Source organism: Bacillus sp. NPDC094077 (assembly GCF_050279465.1).
In the GTDB taxonomy this organism is placed as follows: domain Bacteria; phylum Bacillota; class Bacilli; order Bacillales; family Bacillaceae_G; genus Bacillus_A.
This window is the reverse complement of record NZ_JBNNUF010000006.1, coordinates 109,673-127,109: the sequence shown is the minus strand read 5'-3', so window position 1 is coordinate 127,109 and position 17,437 is coordinate 109,673. Positions and strand designations below refer to the sequence as shown.

Annotated in this window: 17 protein-coding genes and 1 pseudogene; 12 read left to right on the top strand and 6 right to left on the bottom strand. The window is 34.6% G+C overall.

The genetic code is table 11. The features are described from left to right. Positions 1 to 72 precede the first annotated feature (72 nt). The 6 genes from ACQKNR_RS16715 (at position 73) to ACQKNR_RS16690 (ending at position 5,718) form a co-directional block, all read left to right on the top strand. Positions 73 to 267, top strand: a complete 195-nt coding sequence (locus ACQKNR_RS16715; RefSeq protein WP_000958861.1) for a hypothetical protein — start codon at positions 73 to 75, stop codon at positions 265 to 267. An 87-nt stretch (positions 268 to 354) separates the two neighbouring features. Then, positions 355 to 1,080, top strand: coding sequence for an ABC transporter ATP-binding protein (locus tag ACQKNR_RS16710; RefSeq protein ID WP_427318847.1), 726 nt, complete (start codon positions 355 to 357; stop codon positions 1,078 to 1,080). Beyond that, a complete protein-coding gene (locus ACQKNR_RS16705; RefSeq protein ID WP_427318846.1) occupies positions 1,073 to 2,731 on the top strand; it encodes a putative ABC transporter permease subunit in 1,659 nt (552 codons plus the stop codon). The genes ACQKNR_RS16710 and ACQKNR_RS16705 overlap by 8 nt, the downstream gene beginning before the upstream one ends. Before the next feature lie 58 nt (positions 2,732 to 2,789). After that, positions 2,790 to 3,548, top strand: a complete 759-nt coding sequence (locus ACQKNR_RS16700; RefSeq protein WP_427318845.1) for an SDR family oxidoreductase — start codon at positions 2,790 to 2,792, stop codon at positions 3,546 to 3,548. Between the two features lie 337 nt (positions 3,549 to 3,885). Further along, positions 3,886 to 4,560 (top strand): hypothetical protein, encoded by a 675-nt coding sequence (locus tag ACQKNR_RS16695; protein ID WP_427318844.1) that lies wholly within the window; start codon positions 3,886 to 3,888, stop codon positions 4,558 to 4,560. A gap of 72 nt (positions 4,561 to 4,632) precedes the next feature. Then, positions 4,633 to 5,718 (top strand): pyruvate kinase, encoded by a 1,086-nt coding sequence (locus ACQKNR_RS16690; protein WP_427319059.1) that lies wholly within the window; start codon positions 4,633 to 4,635, stop codon positions 5,716 to 5,718. Positions 5,719 to 5,790: 72 nt separating this feature from the next. Here ACQKNR_RS16690 and ACQKNR_RS16685 read toward each other — a convergent pair whose 3' ends face one another. After that, on the bottom strand, positions 5,791 to 6,066 hold the full coding sequence (locus ACQKNR_RS16685) for a DUF1292 domain-containing protein (protein WP_427318843.1): 276 nt from the start codon (positions 6,064 to 6,066) through the stop codon (positions 5,791 to 5,793). A gap of 158 nt (positions 6,067 to 6,224) precedes the next feature. Next, positions 6,225 to 6,905, bottom strand: a complete 681-nt coding sequence (locus ACQKNR_RS16680; RefSeq protein ID WP_427318842.1) for an NAD(P)H-dependent oxidoreductase — start codon at positions 6,903 to 6,905, stop codon at positions 6,225 to 6,227. A gap of 127 nt (positions 6,906 to 7,032) precedes the next feature. On the opposite strand from ACQKNR_RS16680, the gene ACQKNR_RS16675 reads away from it, so the two are divergent. Then, positions 7,033 to 7,413 carry a winged helix-turn-helix transcriptional regulator gene (locus tag ACQKNR_RS16675; protein WP_427318841.1) on the top strand — a complete coding sequence of 127 codons (381 nt, stop codon included), beginning with the start codon at positions 7,033 to 7,035 and terminating at the stop codon, positions 7,411 to 7,413. A 401-nt stretch (positions 7,414 to 7,814) separates the two neighbouring features. Here the strand turns inward: ACQKNR_RS16675 and ACQKNR_RS16670 are convergent, their stop codons facing one another. Continuing rightward, positions 7,815 to 9,125 carry a histidine--tRNA ligase gene (locus ACQKNR_RS16670; RefSeq protein ID WP_427318840.1) on the bottom strand — a complete coding sequence of 437 codons (1,311 nt, stop codon included), beginning with the start codon at positions 9,123 to 9,125 and terminating at the stop codon, positions 7,815 to 7,817. Between the two features lie 344 nt (positions 9,126 to 9,469). Between ACQKNR_RS16670 and ybaK the strand changes: the two genes are divergently transcribed. From ybaK to ACQKNR_RS16655, 3 genes are all read left to right on the top strand, one after another. After that, positions 9,470 to 9,946: a Cys-tRNA(Pro) deacylase gene (gene ybaK, locus ACQKNR_RS16665; RefSeq protein WP_427318839.1), complete on the top strand. Its 477-nt coding sequence runs from the start codon at positions 9,470 to 9,472 to the stop codon at positions 9,944 to 9,946. A 150-nt stretch (positions 9,947 to 10,096) separates the two neighbouring features. Continuing rightward, complete coding sequence (locus ACQKNR_RS16660) at positions 10,097 to 11,221, top strand: helix-turn-helix domain-containing protein (protein WP_427318838.1); 1,125 nt, start codon at positions 10,097 to 10,099, stop codon at positions 11,219 to 11,221. A 15-nt stretch (positions 11,222 to 11,236) separates the two neighbouring features. Next, positions 11,237 to 12,262, top strand: coding sequence for an alpha/beta hydrolase family protein (locus ACQKNR_RS16655; protein WP_427318837.1), 1,026 nt, complete (start codon positions 11,237 to 11,239; stop codon positions 12,260 to 12,262). Positions 12,263 to 12,662: 400 nt separating this feature from the next. Here ACQKNR_RS16655 and ACQKNR_RS16650 read toward each other — a convergent pair whose 3' ends face one another. The 3 genes from ACQKNR_RS16650 to ACQKNR_RS16640 form a co-directional block, all read right to left on the bottom strand. Continuing rightward, positions 12,663 to 13,319 (bottom strand): GAP family protein, encoded by a 657-nt coding sequence (locus ACQKNR_RS16650; RefSeq protein WP_427318836.1) that lies wholly within the window; start codon positions 13,317 to 13,319, stop codon positions 12,663 to 12,665. Positions 13,320 to 13,332: 13 nt separating this feature from the next. Continuing rightward, positions 13,333 to 14,091 carry a MerR family transcriptional regulator gene (locus tag ACQKNR_RS16645; protein WP_427318835.1) on the bottom strand — a complete coding sequence of 253 codons (759 nt, stop codon included), beginning with the start codon at positions 14,089 to 14,091 and terminating at the stop codon, positions 13,333 to 13,335. A 65-nt stretch (positions 14,092 to 14,156) separates the two neighbouring features. After that, positions 14,157 to 14,300, bottom strand: a complete 144-nt coding sequence (locus ACQKNR_RS16640; RefSeq protein WP_427318834.1) for a hypothetical protein — start codon at positions 14,298 to 14,300, stop codon at positions 14,157 to 14,159. 760 nt (positions 14,301 to 15,060) lie between these two features. On the opposite strand from ACQKNR_RS16640, the pseudogene ACQKNR_RS16635 reads away from it, so the two are divergent. Both ACQKNR_RS16635 and ACQKNR_RS16630 read left to right on the top strand, forming a co-directional pair. Then, positions 15,061 to 15,554 (top strand): annotated as a pseudogene (locus ACQKNR_RS16635) (ATP-binding cassette domain-containing protein); the annotation flags it as partial. Positions 15,555 to 15,700: 146 nt separating this feature from the next. Then, positions 15,701 to 17,083 carry an alpha/beta fold hydrolase gene (locus ACQKNR_RS16630; protein ID WP_427318833.1) on the top strand — a complete coding sequence of 461 codons (1,383 nt, stop codon included), beginning with the start codon at positions 15,701 to 15,703 and terminating at the stop codon, positions 17,081 to 17,083. Positions 17,084 to 17,437: the final 354 nt, after the last annotated feature.

The window sequence follows — 17,437 nt, the reverse complement described above, 5'->3', positions numbered from 1 at the left end:
TAAAAAAGAGAAATATGCTGCGAAATAAAGAGGATAATATTGTAAAATGGTTGTAAGGAGGGGGAGGAAGAAATGCTAACTTGGATTATGATCGTTGTATTACTTGTAGTGATTACTGTAATTGCGACGGTACTAATTGGGCGGAATGGTGATGCAAATTATAGTAAAGCGACAAAAGGGAATATTAAGCGGCTTACGATGATTTATATTATACTAGCTGTTGTTTTAATTGTTGGATTAGGAGTTTATATTTATTTTAAAGGTTAAAAAACTGAAAAATACAAAAATCTAAAAATAGAAGTATGCTATAATATCAATATAGTTATTTGGTAATTAAGGAAAGGATTGGATGGAATGATTGAAATTTCGAATGTGTCAAAAAGTTATAACGGGTCTACCTATGCAGTAAAAGATTTAAGTTTATCTGTACCTAGCGGAGAAATCTTTGGATTTTTAGGACCGAATGGTGCGGGTAAATCAACGACAATTAAGATGATTACCGGTATTCACGGGGTGGACAAAGGGACTATTACGATTAACGGCAAAGATATTATGAAAGAGCCGATGGAAGCGAAAAAGACGTTTGGTTATGTGCCAGATAGTCCAGATATGTTTTTACGATTAAAAGGAATTGAATATTTAAACTTTATGGCAGATATGTATGAGGTGCCGAAAGAAGTACGACGAGAACGAATAGAGTCATTAGCAAAGAAATTTGATCTTTATAATGCGTTATCTGATCAAATTCAAAGTTATTCACACGGTATGAGACAAAAGATTGTTATTATTGGTGTACTTATACATGAGCCAGATGTATGGATTTTAGATGAACCGTTAACGGGTCTTGATCCGAAATCTGCATATATTTTAAAAGAAATGATGAGAGAGCATGCAGATAAAGGAAAGATTGTATTTTTCTCTACACACGTATTAGAAGTAGCGGAAAAAATATGTGACCGCGTAGCGATTATTAATAAGGGGAATTTGCAGTTTAAAGGGAATTTAGATGAAATGAGAGATCATTTTAAATCCAATGAATCACTTGAAAAAATGTTCTTGGAGATGACGGGCAATGAGTAAAATTTGGACGTTAACGAAAGTATTATTGAAATTAAATTATGCAGATTTCATAACAGATAAAAAGAAACGATGGGCGTATTTATTTTCATTTGCAGCAATATTATTTGTTGGCTTTTTAATGTTTGGTTCTATAACGCACGCAATGTATGAGGGAATGAAACATTTAGGGCAAGATCCAGGAATGATTATCGCAATGGGACTTGCGATTGCGAGTATATGGGTATTTTTAATGAGTATTACGAACATTTTAACTGTATTTTACTACAGCAATGATATTGAAATGTTATTACCATTACCATTAAAACCAGCGCAAATTATTTCGGCAAAATTTTTAACGGTACTAATTACACAGTACGTAATGAGTTCATTCATTTTACTACCAATCTTTATTACGTACGGTTTAAAAAGTGGCGCATTTATTACATATTACATATACATGATTTTTATTTACTTACTCTTCCCAATTGTGCCGTTAGTATTAGCTTCGTTACTGATGACAATTATTATGAGGTATACAAATATAGCGAGAAATAAAGACCGAGGAAATATATTTATTGGAATCGTAAGTATACTATTTATTGTAGGAATTAACGTATTTATGCAGTGGAGAAATAAAAGTTCATTTTCTGAAGATGCAATTGCGAATTATCTTGCAAACAACCAATCTTCTCTTTTAGTACAAATGACAAATTATTTTCCAACTACATATTTTGGAGCAGTGGCATTAGTAGAAAGTACAAATTGGAAGGGTCCTTTATACGTAATAATCTTTGCAGTTATTTCATTTGTATTTTTTGTGTTGTTTTATTACATTGCAGAGCGTACATATTTAAAAGGGGTTATTGGACTTTCAACGAGTACAGCAAAAAAAGAGGTCATTTCAGCAGAAGGTTTACAGAAATCAACAGTACAAAGTTCACATTTGAAAGCGTATGTGAAAAAAGAATTTAAAACGTTATTCCGTACACCTCAATTTTTCTTAAATTGTATTGTACAAACTTTCGTTATGCCGATTATGCTGTTCTTTGTTTTATTTGTACAAGATGGAAATTTAAAATGGATTACAGCATATATTGATAATCCACAATCGGCAGGTCTTGCAATTGGTGTTGGTCTGTGTGCATCACTATTTTTAATGGGGAGTAACGTTATTGCAACTACGTCATTTTCAAGAGATGGAAGTTCATGGTTTGTGAATCGTTATTTACCAGTCAAGGCTTCGGATATCTTTTTTGCGAAAGCGATAACAGCTTGGTTAATTAATGTGATCATTTTAGCAGTATTCGGTATTATGATGGCAGTTGTAGCGGGGGTTTCTCCAGTATTTATGGTGCTTTGGTTTTTACTAAGTGCGAACGGTTTATTGTTAATCAATTTAATCGGTACACGCTGGGATGCACAAACTGCAGATATTCATTGGGATACAGAGCAGAAATTATTTAAAAGCCGATATACAACTTTGTGGAATTTTTTAGCTAATATTTTAATAGCTTTAGTTATTGTAGCGGGAGTAAGTGTATTATACTTCTTCCTTCAAGTAGGACTTTGGGTTATGTTTATTGTTTTATTTGTACTATTTACGATAGTAAATTATATCTTTATTAAAATTTTAAAATTAGGTGCAGAACGCATATTGTCAAATATTCAATAAAAAGATAGATCCTCTGTATTCGTGCAGGGGATTTATCCATAGATGGAGGAGAAAAAAGGTGAAGAAAATAGCAATTGTAACAGGGGCAACTCGTCTGAATGGAATTGGTGCAGCTGTATGCAAGGTGCTTGCTCAAAAGGGGATAGACATTTTTTTCACGTATTGGCCTCAGTATGATAAAGCGATGCCATGGGGAATGAATGATCAAGAACCCTTTGTATTGAAAAAGGAGATTGAAAGTTTCGGGGTTCGATGTGAAATGGCAGAAATCAATTTATCGCAGTCGTATTCGCCAAATCGTTTGTTTTATATGGTATCAGAACGTTTAGGCGATCCATCTATTCTAATTAATAATGCAGCATATGCTACACATACGAAAATAGAGGAGTTAGATGTAGAACAGTTAGATAAACATTATACAGTTAATGTCCGGGCTACTATGCTATTGAGTTCATTATTTATAAAACATTATGCATTAAAAACGAATGGAAGTATTATTAATCTTACTTCAGGACAGTCACTAGGTCCAATGCCAGATGAACTTGCATATGTAGCGACGAAAGGAGCAATCGAAGCATTTACAAAATCTGTGGCACCAGTTGCGATGGAAAAGGGGATTACTGTGAATGCTGTTGATCCAGGACCGACGAATACCGGATGGATTACAGAGGAATTAAATCATTATTTAGTATGGAAATTCCCGCAAGAAAGAGTTGGAGAACCGGTAGATGTAGCACGTTTAATTTCCTTTTTAGTAAGTGAAGAGGCGAAGTGGGTTACTGGACAAATCATTCATTCAAATGGTGGTTACTCATAAATATATTATGTTAACAAATATTGAGAAACAAAAAAATGAAAGAAAATTTTATTTTTTTGTTTAAATAAAATGTCAAGAAAGATAAAAATTTGATAGGAGAGTATATCGTCATATGCAGATAGTAATTCTTAATGTGACAATATACTCTTTTTCTTTTATAGCAGAGCAGAAAAATGAAGTAGAAGAAACTCGAATATTAAAATGAGTTTATCAGTTTTTGTACGTATTATTATGAAGAATACTGTCGGAAAGATGGTAATTCATGTGAAAAGGGATTTTTTAAGGGGAAATAGAATCGTAAAGGGGAGGATAAAATTGTAAACATAGGGGGATTTATATGAAAATGAAAAAGGTCGCTATCGCATCGATAACAATTGGTACAATGCTTACTATGGCAGCTTGTAGTCCTTCAGCTGATAAAGAAAAAGAAAAGAAAGAGCAAGTAACGGCACAAAATGAAGGGGAAGTAAAAACGACAAGTACAGATGAAGCGTCAAAAACAACGAAAGATACTGAAAAAGAAACAAATACTTCTTCAAATGAAAAAACAGATAAAGATGCAAAAAATACAAAAGAATCATCGGGAACAGAAAGTAACGGCAAAACGTCAAAAGATAAAGAAACGACAGGAAAAACGAATGAGCAAACTACTAGCGGGAACACGACAGACCAAACGACAAGCGGAAAGACTACTAAAGATCCGAAGAAAAGTGTCGCTGTGAAAACGAACGTAAAAGAAGTCGTTACATTAATTGAAAGCTTAGACAAGCAATTAGCTGCTAATCCGAAATTGGAAACAGTGAATAAGCTTGGCAAACAAATTAATGAAAAGTGGGATGTAATTGAAAAAGAGTTAGAAGCATCACATCCGACGGATTCTAAAACAATCGGTCAAAGTATGTATCCGTTAATTGTAGGAGCGGAGAAAGAAAAAATTGATATTAATAAAATGAAGTCATTAACGACGAAAACGAAAAAAGATTTAAATCAGTTATTGACGAAGTTATCGTAGTGTAAAAGAAGCCTACTGGTGTGAGTAGGCTCTTTTTACGTAGAGAGTATAAATTTGTTATTTCTAAAGTTAATGGGAAGCCTAACTAAAAAGGATGGTGGAAATATGACAATTGATCGAATTTGTACAATTGGGCCAGCAAGTAATAATAAAGAAACGTTAGCCCAGTTAATAAAAAATGGCATGAGAATTGTTCGATTAAACTTATCACATGGTACCCATGATAGTCACAAAGAGATCATTCGTTTAGTGAAATCTTTAGATGATTCTATTAAAATTTTAGGTGATGTACAAGGTCCTAAAATAAGAATAGGTGAAATGAAGGAAGAGCAAGTTACACTTAAGGCGGGAGAGTCATTTATTTTACATACGCAGCCAGTTCCAGGGAGTAATACAGAAGCAAGTGTTGATTATGTAGGAATTGCGAATGATGTGAAAGTTGGAAGTAGAATTTTGATTAATGATGGAGAAGTTGAATTAATTGTTGAAAAGATAAGTCCGGAAAAAATAGAAACAAAGATCAAAACAGGTGGTAATATTTCATCTCATAAAGGGGTGAATTTACCAGGTGCCACTGTTAGCTTACCGGCTATTACAGAGAAAGATAAAAAAGATATTCAGTTTCTTTTAGAAGAGAATGTTGATTTTATCGCGTGTTCTTTTGTACGAAAATCTAGTCATATAAAGGAAATACGGGATTTTATACAACAGCATAAAGAAACTTCTCCAAATTTAATTGCAAAAATAGAAACGATGGAAGCGATCGAGAATTTTCAAGATATATGCAAAGAAGCAGATGGAATTATGATTGCAAGGGGCGATTTAGGAGTGGAATTGCCGTATCAATTTGTTCCTCTTTTACAAAAAATGATGATTCGTGAATGTAATCGAACGAATACATATGTCATTACAGCGACGCAAATGCTTCAATCTATGGTAGATCATTCTGTTCCTACAAGAGCTGAGGTGACTGATGTATTTCAAGCTGTACTGGACGGAACGAATGCGGTTATGCTTTCTGCTGAAAGTGCATCAGGAGAGCATCCAATTGAAAGTGTAAGAACACTACGTCTCGTTTCTGAATTTGCGGAGCATGTAAAAAAAGATGGTCCTTTTGCGATGACAGATATACTGGAATTGCTGCATAAATCTCTTTAATATATTTAGTCTGATAAGTGATGAATAAAAAAAGAGGGCGGATATATATCCCCCTCATAGACTTAACGAACGTTATTCTTGCTCATCCAAAATCTTCTCAAAAGCAGCAGATACTTTTTCAAACTCTTCGTCATTTTCAATGTATGAAAACTCATTATCTTCTTCTACTTTTAAAAAGAAGATATCAATGTCTTCCTCAGTTTCTGTTTGAATGTCTTCTACAAAGGCAACTGCTATGTATTCTGCTCCTTCGACATCCATCGCACCAAGTACTTCAACTTCTTGCTCTTCATTATTCTCATCACTAAGTGTAAACACTTCGCCAACTTCAATATCAGACATATTCATTCTCCTCCTGTCCAACTCTAAAAAATAGAGTGTTCAAACTGCATACTTACTAATATATCTTTCCATGAAAAATCAAATTCATACATAAGAAAAACAACTGATTCTTCTTTAGTATAAGTATCCAGCTATAAGGAGCATTATTTGTGAGTGCTATATTACTAAATCCATTCAACAATTGTATCCATAATTTGTCTTGTTTTATCACGCTTTGGCTCTTCTTTACGGTAACCAAAGGCAACCATAACTGATACTTCAAGATTATCGTCTTTTACAATCCCTTCTTGACGAAGTAAAGTATCTACTTTCTCTTTATCAAATCCTTCTATTGGACAAGAATCGATACCGATTTGAGCTGCGCTAGTCATCATATTAGCTAAAGCAATATAGGTTTGTTTTGATGCCCAATCAAATACAGCACGGTCGGATTCTAGCAAGTTAAAATCTGATTCCTGAAACTTTTTAAAGAATTCATATCTAATTTTTTGAGTGTCTTCAGGTAATCCAATAATATCGTTCATCATATATTTGATATACTCTGCATCATAGTGCATATCTTTAATGTTTCTTGAAAGGACAATGACAAAATGACTTGCTGTTGAAAGCTGTCCACCAGCTCCCCATGAATAAGGTAATAGTTTTTCTCTTACTTCTTTACTTTGTACCACTATAAATTTCCAAGGCTCATATCCAAAAGAAGAAGGGGATAGTCTTCCAGTTTCTAAAATAAATTTAAAATCCTCGTCTGAAATTTTGTGCATAGGATCGAACTCTTTACATGCATGTCTGAAATGAAAAGCCTCCATAATTTTTTCTTTTGTAATTTGTTTTGTGTTTGTCATAAAAGTTCCTCTTTTCATTCATTTATTTTATAACCAAATTATATTTTTTAAGTAACATTGATACAAGTACGCACATTTATGTGCTATAGTATCAAAAAAGATACTATTGTTAAGGGAAGGGATTTTTATGGATTGTTCAAAAGAAGATAATATAAATTACCCATTTTTAAATAAATATTCTTGTCCAGTCGAAGCTATGGTTGAGGTTATTGGCGGAAAATGGAAAGGGGTTATTCTGTATCATTTATTAGATGGTAAGAAGCGATTTAATGAACTAAAAAGATTAAAACCTAATATCACACAAAGAATGTTAACACTGCAGCTTAGAGAACTCGAGGCAGATGGCATCATACATCGTGAAGTATACCGTGAAGTGCCACCAAAAGTAGAATATTCGTTAACTGAGCTTGGTGAATCACTCCGTCCAATGATTCTATTAATGATGGAATGGGCAACTCATAATATGGAGAAAGTTTTGGAGAGTAGGAATACACAAAATAATAGTTAAGAGATGGAATTGGTATAGAAGAGACGGATACGAATTTCTCTTGACTTGGTAGTGGGGGCGGGGGGGGGAGTTAATGATAATTATGTTATGTGAACTAATTATCATTAACTATTATTTAGAAAAACTACCTAAGTCAGGGGACATCATGCCCATGAGGTTCAAATGAAGTAAAAGTCTGTTCAACTAGATTTTTTGGTTTTCTAAAGAGTTGATTTAATATATCCATTGTGTTTAGGGAATAGTAATTCAAAACTTTAAAAAATGAACAAAAAGATTGTGAAGCGGAAAGGAAATACAAATAGACATTTATATTTAAACAATAATAAGTAACGGTAAAAACTCCATTATTATTTAATGGAGTTTTTAGCTTACATAACTTACGTTTTGGGAACATTTCGCAATCATAACTTAGTAGGCATATTAAAATAATTATTTAATGTATTGTCTTTCAAAGAAGAAAAGGGAACTTTCACTTCACTACCTTCCTTCATATTCCGCAGCATAACTGTTTCTGTACATAGTTCCTCTTCACCGAGTATAAGCACATAAGGGATATTCTCTTTATTTGCATAATTAAGGGCACGTTTTAGTTTGCGTCCTGCTAGTTCAAGTTCGATTTTTAATGAAGTAGTAGCTCGTAATTGTTGTGCAATTTGTAAGCATTGTAATTCAGTCCCGAGTGGGATGATAAAAAGATCCGTTGTAGATGATGTTGTTTCTTTCTGTGATAGTGCTGCATAAATAACATCTAAGCCGAATGAAATACCGACTGTTGGATAGTTCATATTATCACCACGGAACGCTCCAATAATATTATCGTAACGACCACCGCTACCAATGCTAGATGTAATCGTGCCATCTTTTAGGAAGATTTCATATACAGTACCTGTATACATTGTGAGTCCTCTTGCTAAAAACGGATTGAATATCGTATTTTCATTTATTCCGAGAGCGATTAAATATTGTTGCAATTGTTGTAATTCGTTTATTCCATCGGTAACAAGTGTACTATTAAATGCTTCTTCAAATTCAGTGAGTTCAAACTTCATACAAGATAAAACGGTATTACATACTGATTCTACTGTTGGTGCAGCAATCCCTCGCTCTAATAAATCTTTCCTTACACCATCAATTCCGATCTTTTCAATTTTGTCTAATGATAAAATTACGTCATTCGTCAATTCGGCAGGAATGTTCATAGACTGGAGAATGCCATTTAATAATTTTCGATTATTATATTGAATTGCTACTTCTAAGTTTAACGTTCGGAACAGTTCAAACGCCATGCTCATGAGTTCAGCTTCCGCCATGACAGATTCTACACCAACTATATCAACGTCGCATTGAATGAACTCACGAAATCTCCCTTGTTTTATCGGACCATCTCGAAATACTTTCCCAATTTCATAGCGTTTAAAAGGGAGGCGAATATTTGGATTCATCGCCACGACTTTTGCGAATGGAATTGTTAGATCGTAACGTAAGGCAAGCTCACGTTTTCCTTGATCCTGAAGTGTGTATATTTCTTTTAAAATTTCATCACCACCGCCGTATTTATATGCCATAAGTTCATACATATTTAACGTTGGTGTTTCTAACGGTTTACATCCATATCGTTCAAATGTATCTTCACAAGCCCTTTTAATTTTATTTCGCAACACTTGCTCCTCTGGTAAATAGTCTTTTGTTCCTTTTACATTTTTCATTTCCATAGTAATCACTCCTTTTTAAATTAAAAAAAGCTATGCAGGTATAAAAATACCCACATAGCTTTATGAATGCTTCGTGGGTCAACAGGAAAAGCCCTGTACCCACGAAGAAAAATTTTTCTTCGGATACACGGCGTTACGTATGATGATGAAGTTGGAAAGAAGTATTAAAAATTCGCATTACAAATCTCTCCTTAACATAAGTTTTTCCAAATTATATCAGATGTTTTTTGAAAAAACAATATTTTCAGTTTTGAAATATACGTGAAGTTATGTAGGCGAAATTGAAAAGAGTGTATAATATAAGAAAACTTAATAATATGGAATAACTTTTTAAGGAGAAAATCATGAAAAAAGATAAAACAAATGCAATGCGAATTTTAGATAAAGAAAAAATTGAATATTCAATGATGTCATACGATCCGGACGATGGAAAAATTGATGGGGTATCAGTAGCTGAGAAAATTGGACGAGAAGTGAGAGAAGTATATAAAACGTTAATCGCTCAAGGAAATAGTAAAAATTATCATGTTTTTATCATTCCAGTAGATGAGGAACTGAATTTAAAAGCAGCGGCAAAAGTAGTTGGTGAAAAGAAAATTGAAATGATTCCTGTAAAAGATATTACGAAAGTGTCAGGATATATTCGCGGCGGTTGTTCACCAGTCGGAATGAAGAAGTTATTTTCTACATGTATTGATGAAAGCGCCCAATTACTTGAAACGATCATAGTAAGCGGCGGGAAAATTGGTACACAAATTGAGCTTAAAGTTGATGACTTGGCGAAAGTGACGAGAGCGCAGTTTGGTGAGATAACGAAGTAAATATACATAGGAAAAGAAGTTCTAGTTGTATGGAGCTTCTTTTTATTTTAGGCAGATGTTTCCTAACGGTTGATTTTGTTAACGGAAGTTTACTTTAAATCCATATTTTGTGTGAAATAAAAACATATAATAAAAGTATGAGGTGATAAAGTGAGAGAGATTCATATTCATAAAATCATTGCGGATAAGAGAAAAGAAAAGGGAATGACACAAGAAGAGTTAGCGGCTTATATCGGTATTACAAAAGCATCTGTTTCGAAATGGGAAACGGGACAAAGTTATCCGGATATTACATTTTTACCACTGCTAGCATCGTACTTTAACATAAGTATAGATGAACTAATTGGCTATGCACCGCAAATGGAACAAGAAGATATTAAAAGTTTATACCATAGACTTGCGGAAGCTTTTAGTGAAGAACCGTTTGATGAAGTAATGATGGAATGCAGAGAAATAATAAAAAAATATTATTCTTGTTTTCCACTATTAATTCAAATGGGAGTACTTTTTATGAACCATCATATGTTAACAAAGGATACGGATGAAAGAATTGAAATTTTAGAAGAGACAATTCATCTTTTTAGCAGGGTGCAGGAAGAAAGTGACGATGTTTCTCTTGCGAAAGAAGCGGTATCGTTTAAAGCAACTTGCTATCTTCTACTGAATAGACCGAATGAAGTGCTGCAATTGCTTGGCGGAACGATACGTCCTAACGTTCCAGAAGAAGACCTAATTGCACAGGCGTATCAAATGCTTGGAATTGCTGAAAAGGCGAATGAAATTATGCAAATTAGTATGTATCAACATTTAATGCAACTCGTTGCGACAATACCGAATTATGTATTAGTAAATGCTTCGAGCGCCGAAAAGGTAGAAATAATTTTAAATAGAGCTTTTATGTTAATAGACATTTATGAAATAGAAAAATTACATCCCCATATGACTTTAAAAGTTTACTATGCTGCTGCGCAAGTATATTGTATGCAAGAAAACTATGAAAGAGCATTAGAAATGTTGCAGAAATATTCAACAGTTTGTGCAGCTAGTTTTATAGTAAATAATCTGCATTTACACGGCGATTCATATTTTGATGCGATTGATGGATGGTTTGCAGAATTTCCGCTTGGCGCTAAAACGGTTAGAAATGAAGAAATTATAAAGCGGAGCATGTTACAAAGTATTGCAGAGAACCCAATTTTCGCATCGATGAAAAACTTACTAGAGTATAAAAATATGATAGCGAGTTTGAAATTTAAATTGGATATAAAAGAATAGAGGGGGGAAAATATAATGACCTTTGACGAATATGAAGTAGCGATAAATAGTGAATTAACTTTGCAAGGTACGATTACAAAGCCGAAAGATGATGGGAAGTATGCTGCAGTTGTAATTATCGCGGGATCTGGAGAAGTTGATCGTGATGGAACGATATTACCGCTAAAGCTTGAGTCAAATATATATAAAGATTTAGCACATGTGATCGCGAAACTTGGAGTAGTGACGCTCCGTTTTGATAAGCGCGGAGTAGGAAAGAGTGATGGGGAATTTACGAAGACTGGAATGTGGGATTTAGTTAGTGACATAGAGGCTACGATTACGTATTTAAAAGAACAACCATTTGTTGATCCGGAAAATATCATTTTAGCTGGTCATAGTGAAGGCTGTATGTTAGCGACGGTAGCAAATGCAAAAACACCAGTTAATGGACTCCTATTACTTACTGGAGCTGCGGAATCATTAGAAGAAGCTTCGAAAAGACAAAGAGAGATTGCTTATAAAGAACTAAAAGAGCAGAAAGGAATAAAAGGGAAGTTAATGCGTCTACTCAATGTGGAGAAACGTGGAGAGAAGCAGATGGAAAAAATAAAAGAGAAAATGATGAACACGGAAAAAGATACAATTAAAATTGGTTTTAAACCGATGAACGCAAAGTGGTTTAGAGAGCATTTTCAGCATGACATATATATAGATTTACAAAAAGTAACATGTCCCGTGCTAGCTATCGCTGGTGATAAAGACATTCAGGCTGATCCAGAAAAGGCGAAACGAATTGGTGATTATGTGAAAGGTAATTCTGAAGTACATGTAATAAAAAATATGGATCATAGTTTGAAAAGTTTTGAAGGTGAGTTCAGAGCTTTAGAGTTTAAAAAGAATTATGAAGAAGGGGCGGGAAAGCCACTTCATCCACAGTTGGAAGAAATAATTATGAATTGGATGGATACGCATTTTATCTCGCAAAATGCGGGCAGTAAGACTCCTACATCAAAATTAGGTGAATATGAGGAAATTGGAAGGGAGAGTAATTGCCTGTAAAAGATTGATTGTTGTGGGTTAATAATAGGTGTAAGTTTTTCTACATTATTCGTTTCAAGTACTGGAAATGTATGAACATTTTTGTCCATAATACTCCCTCCCTAATTTTAGATTTTCTAATTAGTTTAACATCACTTTTGAGCTAGTAGGATTTTATTATTTTATTATCATATTGCTCTGGCAAGTCCTCATATTCAATCCGATATGCTATTACATCCTGTAGGAGGGGGTGTTTGTATAAGAGTCGAAGTACAAATTCGTATTCTTCTTCAAAATTTCTATCTAAATCAATATAGATGTAGGTTTGAAATACAGTTTGACCATTTCTTCTTTTGTTATTTAAAAATCTCACCCGATATTTGAATAATGATACTTTTATCTAGTACTCTGGAAAAACACCCTATAAATAATCCAGGCTATTAAATATTAGGAGGAGGCCAACTATACACATAATCCATGACAGAGCTGATCCTGTACTATTAGCGATTTTCACTCGAAGCCTCTCGAGAGGTTTTTGCATCCACCGACCAAACAGGAGATAGAAGAGAAAAAGTACAAGAGAGGGCAATACCATGATAAAGTTGTATCCAGCTAAAATAGAAGACCATTCCACCCATGACAGATTAGAAGTAGTCATTATGCCAATTGCTGTAAAATAAGGTAATGCAGTTCCCACTTCAATTAATGAGGTAGTGAATCCTAGCGTAATCATTGAAAGAATGCTTTTTGATTTTGGTGCAGGTAGCGCTGAACTTTTCTTTGTTGGAATATAAAAGCTTGCGATGAATAATATGGCTCCAATAATAAAGAACGTCCAGCTTACGATTCGATTTTGAAATACGCCAGAAATAATCGCAAATAAAAAATCTAATCCTAACATGAGTGAAACTCCAACAGCAAAATAAAATCCTGCTACCGTCAATAAATAAACCAATAAACGTTTAGTAAGTCTCTCTGTATCTGTTAAAAGTAGATATATTGTTACTCCTATTGTAGTAGGGCTTAACGTGTCCAATATGGCCAATCCCCCTATTAGGAGAAGTTGTTCTGTACCCATCGCTCGATCTCCCTTATTTCGGTTGAGGATTATTCTTTTCAGTCATAAAAATGGCATATGCCTGGTTCATAAACTCAAGCACATCTTGATCAATTGGATATAAACTTAGTTTCTCTGATTGTTTTGGAGACATCCTTATCTCCCAAAGCTTATCTAAAAATTCATCCTCACCTTCAAATTCCTCTAAGCGTTTTTCATCCATTCTTCTAATGATATTTTGGACTTTGGTTGCTTTTGGACCGTCCTTCATATAACGCTTTAACTGACCTATCAGAGCAATCCATTCGAGTGAATCAGAGCAGTTACTTGCCATATTAGGAACCTTTTCCCATAGTTTTATTTCTTTTTCTTTAAATACAGATTCGCGATAATACTGTTGTATCTCTTTATCTTTGCTGGATAATTGCATGATCTTCTGAATCGCGATCCAGCTTTCTTCTCCTTCTATCGCAATTCCATGTATCATTTCCCGTAAGGATAACTCTATTTTCTTTAAATTTTCCTGTTCTTTTATCACATAGGATAATTGACTCTTTAAACTATCCGACCAATCCCACTCATTGAAGTCGAGCATATTCTTAATCTCTTGTAACGGAAATCCAACTTTTTTTAAAAATTGAACCTGCTGTAGTTTTTTTATTTCTTCATTTGTATATAAACGATGGCCACCCTCTGTTTTGGATGCTGGTTTTAATAATCCGATTTTATCGTAATAACGCAGTGTTCGTACTGTAACACCTGTCAGCTCTCCAACTTTATTAATGTGTATCAACTGATAAACCTACCTTTCTGTACGTTAAGATTCTATCGTTAACGATTATTTTCTTCATTCCACATCTATTCTTCTTTACTAAAAAAATTTTTAAGTAAGTAGCCTGCTCCTAAGCCAATTAGTACACCAGGAAATGCATGATCCAGTGGCAGTCCAATACCTGCACCTATAATGACACATCCATAAATAATAATATCGCCCTGTTTCATCTAAAAACCTCCTATTTTTCTAATTTCTTTTATGATATCGCTAAATAGTAGCTACTTAACAGTATATAAAATGACCCAACGTCAATTTCAAGCCTTATAGATTTTTAATTTTTATTAATAAATCTATATAATCCTTAAGTTGATGGATGTGGGGTAAAACTACATCACCATCAAGCTAAGAAAAGCAAATATCCCCAAAACGAGAAAATTGGCATCTCCAGGTGAAAATGTACATTTTTTTGTTTTTGGGTCAACTAGTTGTATTAGCTGATGGGCATGCGGCTGAACCTCTATTAGACTAATAGTTTCTTTACTGATTGCTGTTATATATGTAATGAATGTAAACGTAAAGTAACTCCAAAATATACGTGAGAGGCAATCTGATTTATTTAAGATTTCTTTTTTTGTTGGAAAAACTAAAAAGATAATTAGGGGGACATTTATATGCTAAAACTAATGGAAACGTATAGAAAAGAAGAAAAGTAGTTGGGACTAATATTAAAGTGTGTATGGGAGAAATGTAGCTTTAATGAAATGGCTATAAATGCTGTAAGAAGATTTTTTAAAACGAAATGTCATGTATATTAAAAACAAATCAACTTACAAAATCGTTTGAAGGAAAAGAGGTTGTTCTTCTTGTAGAAGTGGTATTTTACAAATTTTATACACTTAAGGAATTTGTAAGGATCAAGTAAGAGAAACGAGAGTTTTGTTTCGTATAATCAAAATATAAAGTGAAGGGAAGAACGAAACGTCATATATATTAAAAACAAATCAACTTACAAAATCGTTTGAAGGAAGAGAGGTTGTTTCTGGGGTTAATATGCATGTGAAAAAAGGAGAGATCTATGGGTTTTTAGGACCGAACGGTGCTGGTAAAACAACGATTATGAAAGTGATTACAAATTTAATCAAACCAACAAGTGGTGAGATTGAAATTTTCGGTGAGAAATTAACGGATACATCATTCGACGTGTTAAAACGTATGGGGACGATTATTGAATATCCTATTTTTTATGACAAATTAACAGCTAAAAAGAATCTCTACTTACATTGGGAGTACATGGGCTATTATGATAAAAAAGCATTGACCATGCGTTAGAACTTGTGAAATTACATAATATCGAGAATGAAAAAGTAAAAGATTTTTCCCTTGGGATGAAACAGAGGTTAGGAATTGCCAGAGCGATTACGACAAAGCCAGAACTGTTGGTTTTAGATGAACCTATCAATGGTTTAGACGATTTTGCTATTACACACTGATCATCACGTCCTTTTTTAGAGTAATAATATCAGTATGTCCAAGTTTGTGAGATTACTTGCAGATATTTTGAAGTTTTTGCACCAGAACCCTAATTACCATACCTGTTTTTTTACCATCACATATTGGAGGTTAAAACATGAATAAAAAAAATAAAATACAAAAATCAGCACTTTCCTTTACCCTACTCTTTTCTTTAGGCTTTTCATCTTTCCCGCTTACAACAGCTATTCACGCAGATACACGTGAGGAACAATCTGCAGAAAAGAAACTAGTCTCTTTAACGGAGCGTACATCATTATTTTTTGAATATCTCCAGCAAGGTAAGTATGCAGAGGCACTCCAGTTGACGTCTGCTGCTTTTCAATCCAAGTTTACAGCAAACACATTACAAAACTGGTGGACACAAAGTGGCTGGAGCAGGATAAAAAGCATGGGAACACCTGTAATAAAAGAACGAAACTTGGTCCATCAGACGGTGGAAATTTCAGGAGCTATCGAAGGAACTACCATACCGCTACTCATTAAATTCACACCTGGCGGGAAAATAGATGAAGTTGGGGAAAGGCCGCCCCAGGAATCTTATACCATCCCGCTTCCTAGCTATGATCAACCTGCTTCTTATCAAGAACGTGAAATCGTCATTGGAAATTCTACATATCCGTTACCAGCCACATTAACGGTTCCGAAACATAAGCCTGGTGAAAAGGTACCCGTAGTTGTTCTTGTTCATGGTGCTGGCATCCATGATCGCGATAGCACATTTATGGGAACAAAAATCTTACGAGACCTTGCGGTGGGCCTTTCATCCAACGGAATTGCAGTGTTGCGCTATGAAAAACGTACCTTAGAACATGCATTAAAGATGAGTGCAGAACCTGGTACGTTAGACCGTGATACTACAGATGATGCCATATATGCAGCGAAATCAGCAGCGCAGCAGGAAGGCATTGATCCAAATAATATTTTCATTCTCGGACATAGCCTAGGAGCTGGCACAATGCCGCGTATACTGAGCAAAGCGCCTTCCTCACTTGTCCGAGGAAGTATCTTACTCGCACCACCTGCACGCCCTTTGACTGACATTGCCATTGATCAGAATCAATACCTTGGGGCACCAAAGGAAGTAATCGATGAATTAAAAAGACAGTTCGCTTTTATCCAGGATCCTACTTTCGATCCTGATCACCCACCGGCTGGTTACAATTATCCGTCTCCACATTTCATGTATGATGTTACACGGTGGCGCCCAGTTGAGGAAGCAAAGTCACGAAAAGAGCCTTTACTGATTCTGCAAGGCGCACGTGATTATCAAGTAACAGTAAAAGATGAGTTTACAAAGTGGCAGGAAGGACTTTCAAACCGTGGGAATGTTCAGTTCAAAGAATACTCGAAATTGAATCATTTCTTCACGGAGGGTGAAGGGGAATTAAGTCTTCCAAGTGAATACGAAATCCCTGCCAATGTTCCCGAGTACGTCATCCAGGACATTATTATATGGGTCAACGAGACAAAAAAATAAGAAAACATCAAAAGCCTTCATGCAATCATTATTGCGTGAAGGCTTTTTTGAAAGTAGTGATTTCATCCAAGTGATTCAGACATATCTATTATTTTCGTTATCATTTTATATAATATTTTCCTTGTTATCCCATACCCATCAACTTAAGAAAAATAAACGCCTCCAAAACGATAAAAGTGAACTTCGGTGCAAAAAAACACAAAATTTCCATTTAGAGGGTACTTTAAAATCTTAGGTTGCTGGCAATGGGGTACCGCCAGCATTTCGAAAAACCCCACGCTAAGAGTATGCAAGATTTTAAACAGTTTTTTTGTTAATCCAGTAACAAACGGGACCCCAAAAACCCGCGCTAGG

Excerpts from the sequence above, each read along its gene's own strand:
- ACQKNR_RS16715 (WP_000958861.1), top strand. The coding sequence starts at position 73 with ATGCTAACTTGGATTATGATCGTTGTATTACTTGTAGTGATTACTGTA.
- ACQKNR_RS16710 (WP_427318847.1), top strand. The coding sequence starts at position 355 with ATGATTGAAATTTCGAATGTGTCAAAAAGTTATAACGGGTCTACCTAT.
- ACQKNR_RS16705 (WP_427318846.1), top strand. The coding sequence starts at position 1,073 with ATGAGTAAAATTTGGACGTTAACGAAAGTATTATTGAAATTAAATTAT.
- ACQKNR_RS16695 (WP_427318844.1), top strand. The coding sequence starts at position 3,886 with ATGAAAATGAAAAAGGTCGCTATCGCATCGATAACAATTGGTACAATG.
- ACQKNR_RS16690 (WP_427319059.1), top strand. The coding sequence starts at position 4,633 with ATGGGAAGCCTAACTAAAAAGGATGGTGGAAATATGACAATTGATCGA.
- ACQKNR_RS16685 (WP_427318843.1), bottom strand. The coding sequence starts at position 6,066 with ATGAATATGTCTGATATTGAAGTTGGCGAAGTGTTTACACTTAGTGAT.
- ACQKNR_RS16680 (WP_427318842.1), bottom strand. The coding sequence starts at position 6,905 with ATGACAAACACAAAACAAATTACAAAAGAAAAAATTATGGAGGCTTTT.
- ACQKNR_RS16675 (WP_427318841.1), top strand. The coding sequence starts at position 7,033 with ATGGATTGTTCAAAAGAAGATAATATAAATTACCCATTTTTAAATAAA.
- ACQKNR_RS16670 (WP_427318840.1), bottom strand. The coding sequence starts at position 9,125 with ATGGAAATGAAAAATGTAAAAGGAACAAAAGACTATTTACCAGAGGAG.
- ybaK (WP_427318839.1), top strand. The coding sequence starts at position 9,470 with ATGAAAAAAGATAAAACAAATGCAATGCGAATTTTAGATAAAGAAAAA.
- ACQKNR_RS16655 (WP_427318837.1), top strand. The coding sequence starts at position 11,237 with ATGACCTTTGACGAATATGAAGTAGCGATAAATAGTGAATTAACTTTG.
- ACQKNR_RS16650 (WP_427318836.1), bottom strand. The coding sequence starts at position 13,319 with ATGGGTACAGAACAACTTCTCCTAATAGGGGGATTGGCCATATTGGAC.
- ACQKNR_RS16640 (WP_427318834.1), bottom strand. The coding sequence starts at position 14,300 with ATGAAACAGGGCGATATTATTATTTATGGATGTGTCATTATAGGTGCA.
- ACQKNR_RS16630 (WP_427318833.1), top strand. The coding sequence starts at position 15,701 with ATGAATAAAAAAAATAAAATACAAAAATCAGCACTTTCCTTTACCCTA.